Raw genomic sequence first — 14,623 nt, 5'->3', positions numbered from 1 at the left:
GGCTCGCGGCGCAGCGAGTAGAGCCGGCGCTGGCCGTCGACCGCCGAGGCGACCATGCCGACCTCCCGCAGCACGCGCAGGTGCCGGGAGGTCGCCGGCTGGCTGATCCCGAACTCGGCGCCGACGGCGTCGGCCAGCGTCCCCGCGCTACGCTCCCCCGCGGAGAGCAGCTCCACGAGCCGCCGCCGCACCGGGTCCCCGAGCGCATCCATCACCTGCATGGGACAAATACTTACACGCAGGGTTATATAACGCAAGCGTGATACGAGACGGAATAGCCGACCGCCGGCGAACAGGCACGAGACTCGGGCGCATGACCCACCCACCTCAGACCGGCCACGGCGTCCCCAGCAGCCCGAGCCCGGCGCGGGCTGGGTCGTGACGGTGCTGGGCGGGCCGACCGCGTTGCTCGAGATCGCCGGCCTGCGCCTGCTGACCGACCCCACCTTCGACGCACCGGGTCGGTACCCGACGGGATCCCGCCTGGAGAAGACGACCCCGCCGGCATGGACCGCCGAACAGGTCGGCGAGCTCGACGCCGTGCTCCTCTCCCACGACCAGCACCCGGACAACCTCGACATCTCTGGTCGCGAGCTCCTGCGCACGGCGCCGGTGGTGCTCACCACGCCGCTGGCCGCCGGGCGCCTGGACTCCAACGCGATCGCGCTGTCCGCCTGGGAGGAGGTCGAGCTCGTCGGCTCCGGCGGACAGGTCCTGACCGTCACCGGTGTACCCGCCCGGCACGGACCCGAGGGGTGCGAACCGGTCACCGGACCCGTCACCGGGTTCGTGCTCTCCGGCGAAGACCTGCCCACGCTGTACGTCAGCGGCGACAACGCCTCGCTCGACCACGTCCAGGCGATCGCCGAGCGCTGCGGGCCGGTCGACGTCGCCCTGCTGTTCGCGGGCGCCGCCCGCACCGCCCTGTTCGACGGCGCCAACCTCACCCTGACGAGCGACGAGGCCGCCGAAGCCGCGCGCATCCTGGGCGCACGCCGAGCCGTCCTGGTGCACGTCGAGGGGTGGGCGCACTTCACCGAGGGCCCGGCCACGCTCCCGGCCGCATTCGAACGCGCGGGCATCCTCGACCGGCTCACCATGCCGACGCCGGGCACCCCCACCCGCCCCTGAGCCTGTCCGCTCCCCACAGGCGGGCGCGGGTTCACTGCTCGCGCGGGCGGGCGCGCCACTCGCCGACGACGGCGAGGCGTCGTCGCTGTTGTGCCGCGGCTCCGGCGTCCTGGCTGTGGCCGCGCTCCTCGAGGTGACCGCTGACGCGTTCACGGTGCTCGACGGGGTTGGCGTCGTCGTACTTGAACTTCGCATCCACCCGCAGGACGTGGAGTCGGACGCCCCGGATCCCGGACAGCATGCGGCCGTACGGGGCGGCATCGACGGCCACGGCGGCGTGGCCGCCTTCGGGTTGGAGGTCGGCCAGCTGTGCGGTCAGGATGTCGGCCTTGCCCTGCGGGTCGTCGACGATCGTCGGACGGCAGACGAACTGGACCGCGCTGTAGTAGCTGGTCGGGACTCCGTCCTCGTCGGGTCCGCCCGCAGTGGTCCGCCAGTAGCTCTGGATGTAGGCGTAGTCACCGAACACGGCGATCCGCACCTCGGCGGCAGCCTCCAGGTGCGACCAGACCGGGTTCGGTCGGGCCAGGTGGATGAGCAGCTCACCGCCCGCGACGGTGAAGTGCGTGGGCACGACCAGCGGAGCCTGTCCGGGGTCGGTGTTGTTCACGGCGAGCATGCCGAACCGCTCGACGGAGGCGAGCCAGTCCTGCCATTCGGCGGGCTGGAGTGCGGCGTCCCAGGGGTGGATGAGCATCTCGTCCTCCCTCAGGGGCCCGCGACGAGGCGGCGGGCCACCCGGACCTCAGGGCCGAACCGGGACAGGTGGGTGACCAGGTCGTCGGCGGCGCCGTGCAGGGCCTCGTCGGTCAGCGGGTCGAGGGCGTCCAGGATGAACAGCGCGGCGGTGGTGTCGTCACGCAGCTGGGTGCGGCGGGCCTGCCGCCAGTTCCAGCGCCGACAGGTCACTCCGACCGAGTCGCACCAGATCGCCTCGCCAGGGTCGGGATGATCGACGACGTCGGCACCGCCGGCGATCGTGTCGAAGGGTTCATCGCCGATGGCGCGCACCAGCCGCGGAGGACCGACGTAGCGGGACAGGTCCTCGCCGCCGAGCGGGAGCTGATGCAGCACGGACACGGCGTTGTACAGGTCGGTGAGCCGGTTGACGCGAGGCAGTCCGGCGTCGACGCGGCGCAGCAGCCCCTCCAGGCTGTGGCGGGTGCGCTGCGGCTTGGCGCCGAACGCCCGGTAGGCGGCTCGCCATGCGGCCACGGCCGGGAGATCCTCCACCCGCTGGTCGCCGAGCCGGTGGCGTGCCGCGGCCTCGGCCGTCTGGAGCAGCTCCTCGCCGGCCCGATCGCTCGGACCCGGCACGAGGCCGTCGACGGCGATGAGCAGCGCGCGGTAGTCCGGACGCAGCGCGAACACGCCGGCGTCGACCCGGGCGCCGGCCAGGAACAGGTCAAGGGCTCCGAGGTCAGACATCGGCTGCCTCGGCCGCACCCGACCCGGCTGCGGCGCCGGCTCGCGTGCCGACCCCCGGCTCGAACACGGCCAGCGAGAACCTCGCCGGGTCGACGTCGTGGTTGGCGTAGGAGTGCGGGAGGTCTCCGGAGAACGCGACCGCGTCGCCGACCTCGAGGGTGACCGACTGGTCGGCGACCTGAACCGTGACTGTGCCCTGCCGGACCTGAATGAGCTCCTTGGTGCCCGCCGCGTGTTCCTCGCTCACGTGGTGGTCCCCCGGCCCGAGCGTCCAGTCCCACAGCTCGACCACGTCCGGTGGCTCGGTGCCCGCCACCAGCACCCCGCGCCCACCGAACTCGCCACTCCACAGGGCGGCACCCTCGCCCCGACGAGTGATCTTCACCGGCTTGGCCTGAGCCGGCTCGACCAACGCAGGCAGTCCGACACCGAGCGCATCGCTGATCCTCAGCAGGGTCCCGACACTGGGGTTCGCGGCACCCTGTTCCACGTTCACCACCATGCGCCGGCTCACCCCGGCGGCCTGCGCCAGGTGGTCCAGGGTCCAGCGGCGCGACTGCCGCTCACGCTTGACCCGGGCACCGATCACTAGCGCCAGAGCCGCCGTAGTCTCATCCATGAGTGCACGATACTGCACCAACAGTGCATCCGAAAACTCTCACCGAAAGCATCCGATCCGCTAACGTCCGAGCGCTGACGTCCTATAGGACGTCAGCGCTCGGACGTTGCGGTTTCTTTGGGGTAAGGGGGTAACCGGGGAGGTCGGACGGGTGCGGGATTGGCTGGCGGTCAGACGGTGAGGCAGCCGGGGCCGAGGAGGGCCTTGAGGTCGCCGAACAGGGACGGGGAGCGTTCGACCCGCAGGCTCTCCTCGAGGCGCATGACCGTCGCGCGTCCCGGGCTGGTACCCATGAGCCGCAGGTGCACCTCGTTGGTCCCGGGGTGCGTGGAGAGCACCTCGCGCAGCCGCTCCACCACCGGGGGCGTGCAGCGCGCGACCGACATCGACACCAGCACGGGCGCGTCCGTCACCGCGGACACGTCCGGCAGCGAGACCTCGATCGCCTGCAGCTGCATCGCCTCGTCGCGCCGCCGGACCCGCCCGCGGATGACGACGACCTGGTCCTCGGCCAGCACCGTGGAGTACGCCAGGTAGGTCTCGCCGAAGAACATGATCTCGACGGAGCTCTCCAGGTCCTCCACGGTGACCGCGGCCCACGGGTTGCCCTGCTTGGACATCTTGCGCTGCAGTGACGTGATCAGCCCCGCGATCACCACGGTGGACCCGTCGTGGCGCGTCTCGTCGGCGATCAGGGTCGCGATCGAGACCTCGGCGGCCGCGGACAGCACGTGCTCGAGCCCGGACAGCGGGTGGTCGGACACGTACAGCCCGAGCATCTCGCGCTCGAAGGAGAGCAGCTGCTTCTTGTCCCAGTCGGGCAGGTCGGGCACCTCGATGTTGAACGTGAGGCTGTCGTCCTCCTCCGCGCCGCCGAAGTCCGCGAACAGGTCGAACTGCCCCTCGGCCTCCTTGCGCTTGACGCCGATCACGGACTCCACGGCCTGCTCGTGCACGAGCAGCAGCGCACGGCGGGTGTGCCCGAGGGAGTCGAAGGCACCCGCCTTGATCAGCGACTCGATGGTCCGCTTGTTGCAGACCACGGCGGGGACCTTGTCCAGGAAGTCGGTGAACGAGGTGAACGCGCCCTTCGCCTCGCGGGCCGCGACGATCGCGTCGACGACGTTCGCGCCCACGTTGCGGATCGCGGTCAGCCCGAACCGGATGTCGGTGCCGACGGCGGTGAAGTTGGCCGACGACGAGTTCACGTCGGGCGGCAGCACCGTGTTGCCCATGTGCCGGCACTCGCCGAGGTAGAGCGCGGACTTGTCCTTGTCGTCGCGCACCGAGGTGAGCAGCGCGGCCATGTACTCGGCCGGGTAGTTCGCCTTGAGGTACCCGGTCCAGTACGACACGACGCCGTACGCGGCCGAGTGCGCCTTGTTGAACGCGTACCCGGCGAACGGGACGAGCACGTCCCACACGGCCGTGACGGCCTCGTCGGAGTAGCCGCGCTCGCGCATGCCCGCCTGGAAGGGCACGAACTCCTTGTCCAGGACGGACTGCTTCTTCTTGCCCATCGCGCGCCGCAGCAGGTCCGCCTGGCCGAGGGTGTACCCGGCGAGCTTCTGGGCGGCGCGCTGGACCTGCTCCTGGTAGACGATCAGGCCGTGCGTGAGGCCCACGATCTCCTCGAGCGGCTCCGCGAGCTCGGGGTGGATCGGCACGACCTCCTGCAGGCCGTTCTTGCGCAGCGCGTAGTTGATGTGCGAGCTCATGCCCATCGGGCCCGGACGATACAGCGCGATGACGGCCGAGATGTCCTCGAAGCTGTCCGGGTGCATCTGGCGCAGCAGCGAGCGCATCGGCCCGCCGTCGAGCTGGAACACCCCGAGGGTGTCGCCGTTCCCGAGCAGCTCGTAGGTGGCCGGGTCGTCCAGCGGCAGGTCCTCGACGCGGATCGCCGTCTTGCCGTTCATCACGATGTTCTCGAGCGCGTCGTCGATGATCGTCAGGTTCCGCAGGCCGAGGAAGTCCATCTTGATCAGCCCGAGCGACTCGGCCGTGGGCTGGTCGAACTGTGTGATGATCGCGCCGTCCTGCTCGCGGCGCATGATCGGCACGATGTCGATCAGCGGCTCGCTGGACATGATCACGCCGGCCGCGTGCACGCCCCACTGCCGCTTGAGGTTCTCCAGCCCGCGGGCGGTCTCCACCACGCGCTGCGCGTCCGGGTCGGTCGCGACGACCTGGCGGAAGTCCTCCGCCTCGGCGTACCGCGGGTGCTTGGGGTCGTAGATGCCGGACAGCGGGATGTCCTTGCCCATCACCCCGGGCGGCATCGCCTTGGTGAGCTTGTCCCCCAGCGCGTACGGGAAGCCGAGCACGCGCGAGGCGTCCTTGAGTGCCTGCTTGGCCTTGATCGTCCCGAAGGTGACGATCTGGGCTACCTTCTCCTCGCCGTACTTGTCCGAGACGTACCGGATGACCTCACCGCGGCGGCGCTCGTCGAAGTCGACGTCGACGTCGGGCCAGGAGACGCGCTCGGGGTTCAGGAAGCGCTCGAAGATCAGCCCGTGCTCGAGCGGGTCGAGCTCGGTGATGCCCATCGCGTACGACGCCATCGAGCCGGCCGCGGAGCCACGACCCGGGCCGACCCGGATGCCCTGCGCCTTGGCCCAGTTGATGAAGTCCGCGACGACCAGGAAGTACCCCGGGAACCCGAGGTCGGTGATGACCCCGGACTCGTAGTTCGCCTGGGTGCGCACGGCGTCGGGGATGCCGTTCGGGTAGCGCCGGTGCAGCCCGGCGTCGACCTCCTTGATGAACCAGGAGTCCTCGTTCTCCCCGGGCGGGCACGGGAAGTTCGGCATGTAGTTGGCGTCGGTGTTGAACGTCACCTCGCACTGTTCGGCGATCCGCACGGTGTTGTCGCAGGCCTCGGGCAGCTCGGCCCAGGTGCGCCGCATCTCCTCGGAGGACTTGATGTAGAAGTCCTCGGCGTCGAACTTGAACCGCTTGGGGTCGGCGAGCGTCGAGCCAGACTGCACGCACAGCAGCACCTCGTGCGCGCGGTGGTCTTCCTTCGTCGTGTAGTGCGAGTCGTTGGTCGCCACCAGCGGGGCGCCGATGGCCTCCGCGACGCGCAGCAGGTCCTTCGCGACGCGCTGCTCGATCTCGAGCCCGTGGTTCATCAGCTCGACGTAGTAGTTGTCCTTGCCGAAGATGTCCTGGAACTCCCCGGCGGCCTTGACTGCCTCGTCGAACTGGCCGAGCCGCAGCCGCGTCTGCACCTCGCCGGAGGGGCAGCCGGTCGTCGCGATCAGGCCCTCGCCGTAGGTGGAGAGCAGCTGGCGGTCCATGCGGGGCTTGTAGAGCTGTCCCTCGAGGGAGGCCAGAGAGGACATCCGGAACATGTTGTGCATCCCGGTGGTGTTCTTGGCCCAGAGCGTCAGGTGCGTGTACGCGCCACCACCGGACACGTCGTCGCGGGACTGGTGCTGCTCGCCCCACTTCACCCGGCTGCGGTCGTGCCGGCTGGTCCCGGGCGTGAGATACGCCTCGACGCCGATGATCGGCCGGATCCCGTGCGCCCGCGCCTTGTTCCAGAAGTCGAAGGCCCCGAACAGGAACCCGTGGTCGGTGATGGCCACGGACTTCTGCCCGAGGCGCTCCACCTCGTCGAACAGGTCGTCCAGGCGTGCCGCGCCGTCCAGCATCGAGTACTCGGTGTGCACGTGCAGATTCACGAAGTCCGAGGACGCAGAAGACGGCATGAGACGGATTCTAGGTCAGCCGTCCGACGGGCCGGACGTGCACACGCGGCTGCGGCGGGCAGCCGCCGACGCTCAGAGGTGCCCGGCCCGGTCGGTCGCGCGGTACGGCTCGCGGAGCCGATCGAGGCCTGCCGTGAGGTCGTCCGGGTAGGGGCTGGTGACGACCAACTGCTGCCCCGTGGACGGGTGCTCGAAGCCGAGCCGGACGGCGTGCAGCCACTGCCGCTTCATCCCGGTGCGCGCCGCGAGGGTCGGGTCGGCGCCGTAGGTGATGTCGCCCACGCACGGGTGCCGCAGGGCCGCGAAGTGCACCCGGATCTGGTGCGTGCGCCCCGTCTCGAGGTGCACCTCCACCAGGGAGGCCGCGGGCAGCATCTCGAGCACCTCGTAGTGCGTGATCGACGGCTTGCCGTCGGCGACGACGGCGAACTTGTAGTCCGCCGTGGGGTGCCGCCCGATCGGGGCGTCGATGGTGCCCGTCGTCGGGTCGGGGTGGCCCTGCACGAGCGCGTGGTAGATCTTCTCGACCGTGCGCTCCTTGAAGGCGCGCTTGAGCACGGTGTAGGCGTGCTCGCTCTTGGCGACGACCATCAGGCCGGACGTGCCGACGTCGAGGCGGTGCACGATGCCCTGCCGCTCGGCGGCCCCCGAGGTCGAGATCCGGTACCCGGCGGCGACCAGCGCGCCGACCACGGTCGGACCCGTCCAGCCCGGCGACGGGTGCGCGGCGACCCCGACGGGCTTGTCGATGACCACCACGTCGTCGTCGTCGTACATGATCTTCATCCCGGGCACGGGCTCGGGGACGATCGGAAGAGTCGAGGCGTCGGTGCCCGGCGCGTCCGGGAGCTCGACCTCGAGCCAGGCGCCCGGCACCAGCCGGTCCGATTTGCCCACGGTCCGCGTGTCGAGGCGCACGCCGCCGGCCGCGGCCAGCTCGGCGGCCTTGGTGCGGGAGATCCCGAGCAGGCGGGCGATCCCGGCGTCGACCCGCTCGCCGGCCAGCCCCTCCGGGACGGGAAGTGCACGCAGCTCAGCCACGGTCGGACTCCGATTCGTTCGGTGCGGTGGGGGGCTCGGCGGCGCGGGACGCGTCGGACTCGCGGCTGCCGTTGAGCCCGATGCCGCGCAGGGCGAGCACGATGACCAGGCCGGCCGCGCCGACGATCGCGATGTCCGCGATGTTGCCGACGAACACGTTCCCGTACGCGATGAAGTCCACGACCTGCCCCCGCGCGGGCCCCGGTGCCCGGAAGAACCGGTCCACGAGGTTGCCCAGGGCGCCGCCGAGCAGCAGCCCGAGCGCGAGCGCCCAGGCGGTCGAGCCGATCCGGCGCGACGCCCGGACGACGATCACGACGACCGTGGTGGCCACCAGGGTGAGCACCCAGGTCATCCCGGTCGCGATCGAGAGCGCGCCGCCCGGGTTGTGGAGCAGGCTCAGCCCGAGCAGCCGGCCCACCAGCGGCGTCCGCTCGCCCGGGATGAGGTTCCCCTCGGCCCACACCTTGGTGAGCTGGTCCACGACCAGCACCACCACGGCAAGCGTCGCCAGGACGATCAGCAGCCGGCGACGGCGTGCGGGATCGACGGGGTCGACAAGGTCAGCCGGTCGGCCGGTGGGAGGCTCGGTGCCCGGGGGCGAGGCGTCAGGGGTGTTGGACATCGCCGAGAAGTGTCCCACGGGCGGGGGAGAGTCTTAGCGCCGCTCCTCGCGCTGCTTGCACGCGACACACAGGATCGCCCGGGGGAAGGCCTGCACGCGTGCCTTGCCGATCGCCTTGCCGCACGAGTCGCAGGTCCCGAAGGTGCCCGCCGGGATCCGGGCGAGCGCCCGAGTCGCCTGCAGCAGGAGGTCGCGGGTGTTGTTGACGAGCGTGAGCTCCTGCTCGCGCTCGAGGGCGCTCGAACCGGAGTCGGCCTGGTCGTCCCCGGATCCGTCGCCGGAGTTGCGCAGCAGGTCGGAGAGCTCGGCGTCGGCGGTGAAGAGCTCGGCCTGGAGCCGCGCAACCTCGCCCGTGAGCAGGGCTTCGACCTCGCGCACCTCGCGCAAGGTCCACGGCTTCTCGCCGGCGCGAACCGGGAAAGAGCGCACAGACTTGGCCAGATCCGGTAGATCGCTGACCGCCGTGGTACTGATCGCATCGTGGATGGCCACGGACGCCCCCTTAGTTGAAGTGACGCGAGAGTAGACCCCCCACCCCGAACGCACAACACACCACGCCAAATGGGTCCGGCGTGGTGTGTTGAGCGTGCGGTGCGGTGCGGTGACCTACAGGCCGCCGGCGTCCGCGTTGGCGTTCTGGCCGTGCGGCGGAAGGGCGCTGCCGCGGTTGTCGAGGTCCCCGAGCAGGTTCTCGAGGTAGCTCTTCAGGCGCGTGCGGTAGTCCCGCTCGAAGACGCGGAGCTCGTCGATCTTGCGCTCCAGCAGGCTGCGCTCCTGCTCGAGCTGGGTGAGCGTGCGGTGCGAGGTCTCTTCGGCCTCGCGCACGATGCGAGCACCCTGCGTCTCGGCCTCGGTGACGATGCGGTCACCCTCCTCCTGGCCGCTGCGCACGTAGTCGTCGTGCAGCTTCTGCGCCAGGGCGAGCATGCCGGTCGCGGACTCGGGCTCGCTGGTGCGTCCCTGCTCCATGACCGCGGCGACCACGGGGGGCGCCACGGGGGCGATCGGAGCCGGCTCGGGCGGGGCCAGGGCCTCGACCTTGGGCGAGTTGTCCTGTCCACCCGCTCGGCCGAGCTCGGCGACGCGGTTCTCAGCCGCCGCGAGCTTGTTCTTGAGCTCGTCGTTCTCACCCTGGACGGCGCGAAGCGTGTTCACGACGTCGTCGAGGAAGTCGTCGACCTCGTCCTGGTCGTAGCCCTCGCGGAACTTCGTCGCCTGGAACTTTTTGTTCAGGACGTCGTCTGCGGTCAGCATTGCCATCGATGTTCACCTCTGTAATGTCGTGCCGCTCGCGGTCGGAGCTGGTCGGCGGCAGTCACACCGACCACCAGGGTTCACGTTAGCGGATTGAGCGGAGCTCACGTCCCCGTACTAACGAAGGACGTTGAGCAGGATAGAGCACATCAGCATCAGCACCAGAAATCCGAGGTCCAGCCGGACGCTTCCCAAGGTCAGCGGGGGTATCACCCTGCGCAGGGCGCGCAGGGGCGGATCGGTCACCGTGTAGGTGGCCTCGGCGATGAGAAGAGCGAAGCCGCGCGGACGCCAGTCACGCGCGAAGACCTGCACCCAGTCGAACACGAGCCGGACGAGCAGGAGCACGAAGAAGATCAGGACGGCCGTGTGGGCGATAAAGAGGACGATTGAGAACACCGAGTCAGCTCTGGTTGTAGAACCCGGCTCGGACCTCGCCGGGGATTGCCTGCTCCTCGGCCGTCACCTCGACGTGCGCGGGCGAGAGCAGGAAGACCTTGCTCGTGACCCGCTCGATCGCCCCGTGCAGCCCGAAGATCAGCCCCGCGGAGAAGTCGACCAGGCGCTTGGCGTCCGAGTCGTCCATGTCCGTGAGGTTGATGATCACGGGCGTGCCGTCGCGGAAGGCCTCGCCGATCTTCCGGGCGTCGTTGTACGAGCGCGGGTGGACGGTCGTGATCCTGCGCAGCTCGCCGGCGGGTGGTGCCGGCGCGGCGGGACGGGGGGTGGACGACCGGATCGGTGTCACCTGGGCCTCGTACTCGTGCGCCACGGTCGTCTCCAGCTCCTCGTACTCGTCGACGGTCTCGTCGGTCGGCTGTTCAGTGCGCTCGTCTGCGAGACCGAGGTAAAGCATCGTCTTGCGTAGCGCTCCGGCCATCGCCTTTTCCTCTCGTGCACTCTTGTCCCTGCTGTTTCACGCTAGCAAGCGCCCGTCATCGTTCGCTGGCGACACGCCCGGGGACCAGGGTGACTGTGCGGACGATACCCGCGAACCGCCCAGGGGTTCCACCGTCACGCACCACGCGGCGATGTGAGAAGAACCTCTCGTCTGTGAGCGTGCAGATCTCAAGTCGCTGGACCTGGGCCACCCCCGCGGCCGCCAGCAGCGCGGCGACCCCGGCCGGCAGATCGAGCGACGGGGTGCCCTTCGATGTGATACCCCAGGTCGCAGGCACGACGTCGGCCACCTCGGCGCGCATCGCGGCCGGCACCTCGTAGCACGCGCCGCAGATCGCGGGGCCGATCGCGGCCCGGATGTTCTCGGTCCGGGCGCCGTGGGCGACCATCTCGGCAAGTGCCGCCTGGACGACGCCGGCGACGAGCCCGGTTCGGCCCGCGTGCACGGCCGCGACCACGCCTGCGCCCGGATCCGCGAGCAGGCCCGGCACGCAGTCGGCGACCAGGATGCCCAGACCGACGCCGCGGGCGGACACGAGCGCGTCGGCCGAGCCGATCGACATCGGCGACGGGCCGGACCACGGCTCGACCACCGCGACGTCCGCGCCGTGCACCTGGGTCACGAACGCGACCGGGCCGCCGGCCCATTCCTCGACCCGCGCCCGGCGGGCCAGCACCTCACGCGGGTCGTCCCCGACGTTGAGCCCGAGGTTGAACGCGCCGCGCTCGGTGAACCCCGCGCGCACGCCCGCCCCGAGGTCGATCTCGACGACGGGGAGGGCGTGCCCGCCCGGCAGGGCGGTCAGACCCGGCTGGGCGTGCGCGGCGGTCAAGGCGACCTACTTCAGGAAGTCCGGCACGTCGAGCTCCTCGTCCTGGCGACGAGAAGGCTCCTCCTCGAAGATCCGGGGGACCTCGAGCTGGCCGGGCCCGCGGACCGGGTCCGGGGCGGAGGACAGGTACGCGGGAACCGGCGCCTCGCTCCGCTCCGCGATCGGCGTCCGCTCGGGCGCCGGCGGCGTGAGCGGCACGTGGTTCGCGACCGGGACCGGGTACGTCGCGCGGTGCTGAGCCGGGACCGGCATCTCCGGCACCACGAGCGGCGGGACGGGACGGCTGGAGCCGCTGACCTGCCCGAGCGCCCGGGCGTCGCGCCGCTGGTGCGGCGAGCCGCTGTCGAAGCCGGCCGCGATGACGGTGACGCGAACCTCGTCGCCGAGGGCGTCGTCGATCACGGCACCGAAGATGATGTTCGCCTCGGGGTGTGCGGCTTCCTGCACGAGGCGCGCGGCCTCGTTGATCTCGAACAGGCCCAGGTCGCTGCCGCCCTGGATGCTGAGCAGCACGCCGTGCGCGCCGTCGATGCTGGCCTCGAGCAACGGCGAGGAGATCGCGAGCTCGGCGGCCTGCACGGCACGGTCGTCGCCGCGGGCCGAGCCGATCCCCATCAGCGCGCTGCCCGCACCCTGCATCACGGACTTGACGTCCGCGAAGTCGAGGTTGATCAGGCCGGGCGTGGTGATCAGGTCGGTGATGCCCTGGACACCCGAGAGCAGCACCTGGTCGGCCGAGTGGAACGCGTCGAGCACCGAGACCGAGCGGTCCGAGATGGACAGCAGCCGGTCGTTCGGGATCACGATGAGCGTGTCGACCTCGGCGCGCAGGGCGTCGATCCCCTGGTCGGCCTGGACCGAGCGGCGGCGCCCCTCGAAGGTGAACGGACGGGTCACGACACCGATCGTCAGGGCACCCAGCGAGCGGGCGATCCGGGCCACCACGGGGGCGCCGCCGGTACCGGTTCCGCCACCCTCGCCCGCGGTCACGAAGACCATGTCGGCGCCCCGCAGGACGTCCTCGATCTCCTCCGCGTGGTCTTCGGCGGCCTTCTTGCCGACCTCGGGGTCCGCGCCTGCACCGAGGCCACGGGTGAGCTCGCGACCGACGTCGAGCTTGACGTCGGCGTCGGACATCAGCAGGGCCTGCGCGTCCGTGTTGATCGCGATGAACTCGACACCCTTGAGCCCGACCTCGATCATCCGGTTGACGGCGTTGACGCCACCGCCACCGATGCCGACCACCTTGATGACCGCCAGGTAGTTCTGCGGAGCTGCCACGTCGTTGCCTCTCGTTCTTCGTTCGCCATGCTGCCTAGGAGCAACCTTCACCTTGAGGTAGAAGGTTAGAGTTATGTCAAGTAGTTCTGGAGCGAGACGCTAGGTGCCGCGCGCCGCCGGATCAACGACCGCGCCGCGCGTGTCGCTCACATTTGTCGGCGTTCTCAACGGGTGATCGGCAGGGTGGGCGCGGAGACGTCGAACTCCTTCGCGCCGGACGTCTCGGGGGCCTTGCGCAACGCCTGCAGCACGGCGACCTTGAGGGGCGCGTCGCTCGCACTCCCCCACCGCACGCTCGACCCGTCCCGCAGGCCCATCTGCACCGTGTCCTGGCTCGTCGCGGCGACCGTGGCGACCTGCACGCGCAGCCCCGCGGGGAGCGCCCGCAGCACCGTGAGCACGGCCGTGAGCGTGCGCTCGTTCTTGCCGTCGATCGGCACCGAGACGACCGGCAGGCCCTTGGGTGCGGTGTCCGCCCAGCCGACCTGGTACCCCTCGGTGTCGAGCAGGGTGAAGCCGGCCGGACCGCCCGCGGCCGGCCCCGTGGACGGCGGCTTCTGCGGGACCGCGGCGACCGGCTCGCGCGAGACGAGCGTGATCGCGAGCCCGTGCGGCCACACGCGCAGCACCTTGGCCGATCGGACGCCGGGCACGTCGAGGATCCGGTCCCGCAGGCCGACCGTGTCCAGGCGGGGCAGCGGGATCCCGCCGACCCGGGCGACCACCGCACTCACGTCCTCGACCGCGACGACGGTCCCGGCGCCGGTGATCGAGACCTCCGTGGGCTTCAGGGTGAGCACGGGCGAGAGCAGCAGTAGCCAGCCGAGCCCGGCCGCAGCCACGACCCCCGCGGTGACCAGGTAGATCTTGTGCCGCAGGATGCGCCGGCGCGACGCGAGCCGCTCGGCGAACCGGTCGGCGGACCCGGTCGAGACGACCGACGGCCGGACCGGCACCCCGAGCGCCCGACCGCGAGCGGTGTAGGTCGTCACGTTGCCGGCGGAGTCGCGGCCGGCGGGCATGCCCGACGACGACGCGGCGGACGCCCCCGTGGCGGGCCCGGCCTTGCCGGACTCCGACCTCGCGGTCGCTCCCTTGCCGGACGCCGGTCTGCCCGACGCTAGCCTGCCGGACGCCGCCTTGGGTTCCGCCGCCGGGTCCTTGGCCGGGGTGGACGAGGAATCGGCCCGCGTCGAGCCCGTCGAGCGGGGGGCGGGGACCCGCGGCGCGGCGGGCCGGGGATCCGGCGGACGGCGCGGTGGGGTTGGCCGGTCCGGCCGGCTCGGGGTCACCGGGTCGTCGCCCGGGACCGCGCCTCGAGCGAGGCGAGCACGACCTGCGCCAGCTCCGTCACGTCACCCGCGCCCACGGTCAGAACCAGGTCCCCCGGCGCCGCCAGCTCGGCGACGCGGCGCGCGGCGTCACCCCGCCCGGGCACGTGCTCGGCCTTGCCGGCGGTGGGCACGCGCGAGGTGATCAACGCGCTGGTCACGGCGGGATCGGGGTCCTCCCGGGCGGCGTAGATGTCGGTGACCACCACGACGTCGGCCAGGTCAAGAGCGGCCGCGAACTCGGCGGCGAACGCGTTCGTGCGCGAGTACAGGTGCGGCTGGAAGAGCACCAGCACGCGGCCACCGCGCGCGACCGGGCGGGCGGCCCGGAGCAGGGCCGCGACCTCGGTCGGGTGATGGGCGTAGTCGTCGACGACGCGCACGCCGTCGGCGCTGCCGCGGTCCTCGAACCGCCGGCCCGTCCCGCGGAAGGCGGCCAGCCCGGCGCCCGCCGCGAGCGGCTC

General features: G+C 71.2%; 16 protein-coding genes. 1 reads left to right on the top strand and 15 read right to left on the bottom strand.

Features of this window, described 5'->3' with window-relative positions; genetic code table 11:
• On the bottom strand, positions 1 to 221 hold a 221-nt coding region (locus VIM26_RS14375; RefSeq protein WP_331952327.1), incomplete at its 3' end, for a metalloregulator ArsR/SmtB family transcription factor.
• Positions 222 to 378: 157 nt separating this feature from the next.
• On the opposite strand from VIM26_RS14375, the gene VIM26_RS14370 reads away from it, so the two are divergent.
• On the top strand, positions 379 to 1,131 hold the full coding sequence (locus VIM26_RS14370) for an MBL fold metallo-hydrolase (protein ID WP_331952325.1): 753 nt from the start codon (positions 379 to 381) through the stop codon (positions 1,129 to 1,131).
• Between the two features lie 31 nt (positions 1,132 to 1,162).
• On the opposite strand, the gene VIM26_RS14365 is transcribed toward VIM26_RS14370, so the two are convergent.
• From VIM26_RS14365 to VIM26_RS14300, 14 genes are all read right to left on the bottom strand, one after another.
• Positions 1,163 to 1,828, bottom strand: coding sequence for an FMN-binding negative transcriptional regulator (locus VIM26_RS14365; protein ID WP_331952323.1), 666 nt, complete (start codon positions 1,826 to 1,828; stop codon positions 1,163 to 1,165).
• An 11-nt stretch (positions 1,829 to 1,839) separates the two neighbouring features.
• Complete coding sequence (locus tag VIM26_RS14360; RefSeq protein ID WP_331952321.1) at positions 1,840 to 2,559, bottom strand: B3/B4 domain-containing protein; 720 nt, start codon at positions 2,557 to 2,559, stop codon at positions 1,840 to 1,842.
• On the bottom strand, positions 2,552 to 3,178 hold the full coding sequence (locus tag VIM26_RS14355) for an XRE family transcriptional regulator (RefSeq protein ID WP_331952319.1): 627 nt from the start codon (positions 3,176 to 3,178) through the stop codon (positions 2,552 to 2,554). Before VIM26_RS14355 ends, VIM26_RS14360 begins: the two co-directional genes overlap by 8 nt.
• 170 nt (positions 3,179 to 3,348) lie before the next feature.
• Positions 3,349 to 6,894: a DNA polymerase III subunit alpha gene (gene dnaE, locus VIM26_RS14350; protein ID WP_331952317.1), complete on the bottom strand. Its 3,546-nt coding sequence runs from the start codon at positions 6,892 to 6,894 to the stop codon at positions 3,349 to 3,351.
• Between the two features lie 72 nt (positions 6,895 to 6,966).
• Complete coding sequence (locus VIM26_RS14345) at positions 6,967 to 7,935, bottom strand: RluA family pseudouridine synthase (protein ID WP_331952315.1); 969 nt, start codon at positions 7,933 to 7,935, stop codon at positions 6,967 to 6,969.
• Positions 7,928 to 8,560: a signal peptidase II gene (locus VIM26_RS14340; protein WP_331952313.1), complete on the bottom strand. Its 633-nt coding sequence runs from the start codon at positions 8,558 to 8,560 to the stop codon at positions 7,928 to 7,930. The genes VIM26_RS14345 and VIM26_RS14340 overlap by 8 nt, the downstream gene beginning before the upstream one ends.
• A 33-nt stretch (positions 8,561 to 8,593) precedes the next feature.
• The gene (locus VIM26_RS14335; protein WP_331952311.1) at positions 8,594 to 9,052 is read right to left on the bottom strand and encodes a TraR/DksA family transcriptional regulator; all 459 of its coding nucleotides are present in this window, start codon (positions 9,050 to 9,052) and stop codon (positions 8,594 to 8,596) included.
• Between the two features lie 114 nt (positions 9,053 to 9,166).
• Complete coding sequence (locus VIM26_RS14330; protein ID WP_331952309.1) at positions 9,167 to 9,820, bottom strand: DivIVA domain-containing protein; 654 nt, start codon at positions 9,818 to 9,820, stop codon at positions 9,167 to 9,169.
• Between the two features lie 111 nt (positions 9,821 to 9,931).
• Positions 9,932 to 10,213, bottom strand: coding sequence for a YggT family protein (locus VIM26_RS14325; RefSeq protein WP_331952307.1), 282 nt, complete (start codon positions 10,211 to 10,213; stop codon positions 9,932 to 9,934).
• Positions 10,214 to 10,217: 4 nt separating this feature from the next.
• Complete coding sequence (locus tag VIM26_RS14320) at positions 10,218 to 10,694, bottom strand: cell division protein SepF (RefSeq protein WP_331952306.1); 477 nt, start codon at positions 10,692 to 10,694, stop codon at positions 10,218 to 10,220.
• 55 nt (positions 10,695 to 10,749) lie between these two features.
• Entirely contained in the window at positions 10,750 to 11,547 is a 798-nt protein-coding gene (locus VIM26_RS14315; RefSeq protein WP_331952304.1) for a polyphenol oxidase family protein, read from the bottom strand.
• Positions 11,548 to 11,553: 6 nt separating this feature from the next.
• Positions 11,554 to 12,828 carry a cell division protein FtsZ gene (gene ftsZ, locus VIM26_RS14310; protein ID WP_331952302.1) on the bottom strand — a complete coding sequence of 425 codons (1,275 nt, stop codon included), beginning with the start codon at positions 12,826 to 12,828 and terminating at the stop codon, positions 11,554 to 11,556.
• A 164-nt stretch (positions 12,829 to 12,992) separates the two neighbouring features.
• Positions 12,993 to 14,120: a cell division protein FtsQ/DivIB gene (locus VIM26_RS14305; protein WP_331952300.1), complete on the bottom strand. Its 1,128-nt coding sequence runs from the start codon at positions 14,118 to 14,120 to the stop codon at positions 12,993 to 12,995.
• Positions 14,117 to 14,623 (bottom strand): glutamate ligase domain-containing protein (locus VIM26_RS14300; RefSeq protein WP_331952298.1); only part of this gene is annotated, 507 nt, incomplete at its 5' end. The genes VIM26_RS14305 and VIM26_RS14300, both read right to left, overlap by 4 nt.

It is taken from the genome of Pengzhenrongella sp. (genome assembly GCF_036565025.1).
GTDB lineage: Bacteria > Actinomycetota > Actinomycetes > Actinomycetales > Cellulomonadaceae > Pengzhenrongella.
Note: the sequence above shows the minus strand (reverse complement) of the source record. Positions and strands in the feature narration are given on the sequence as shown.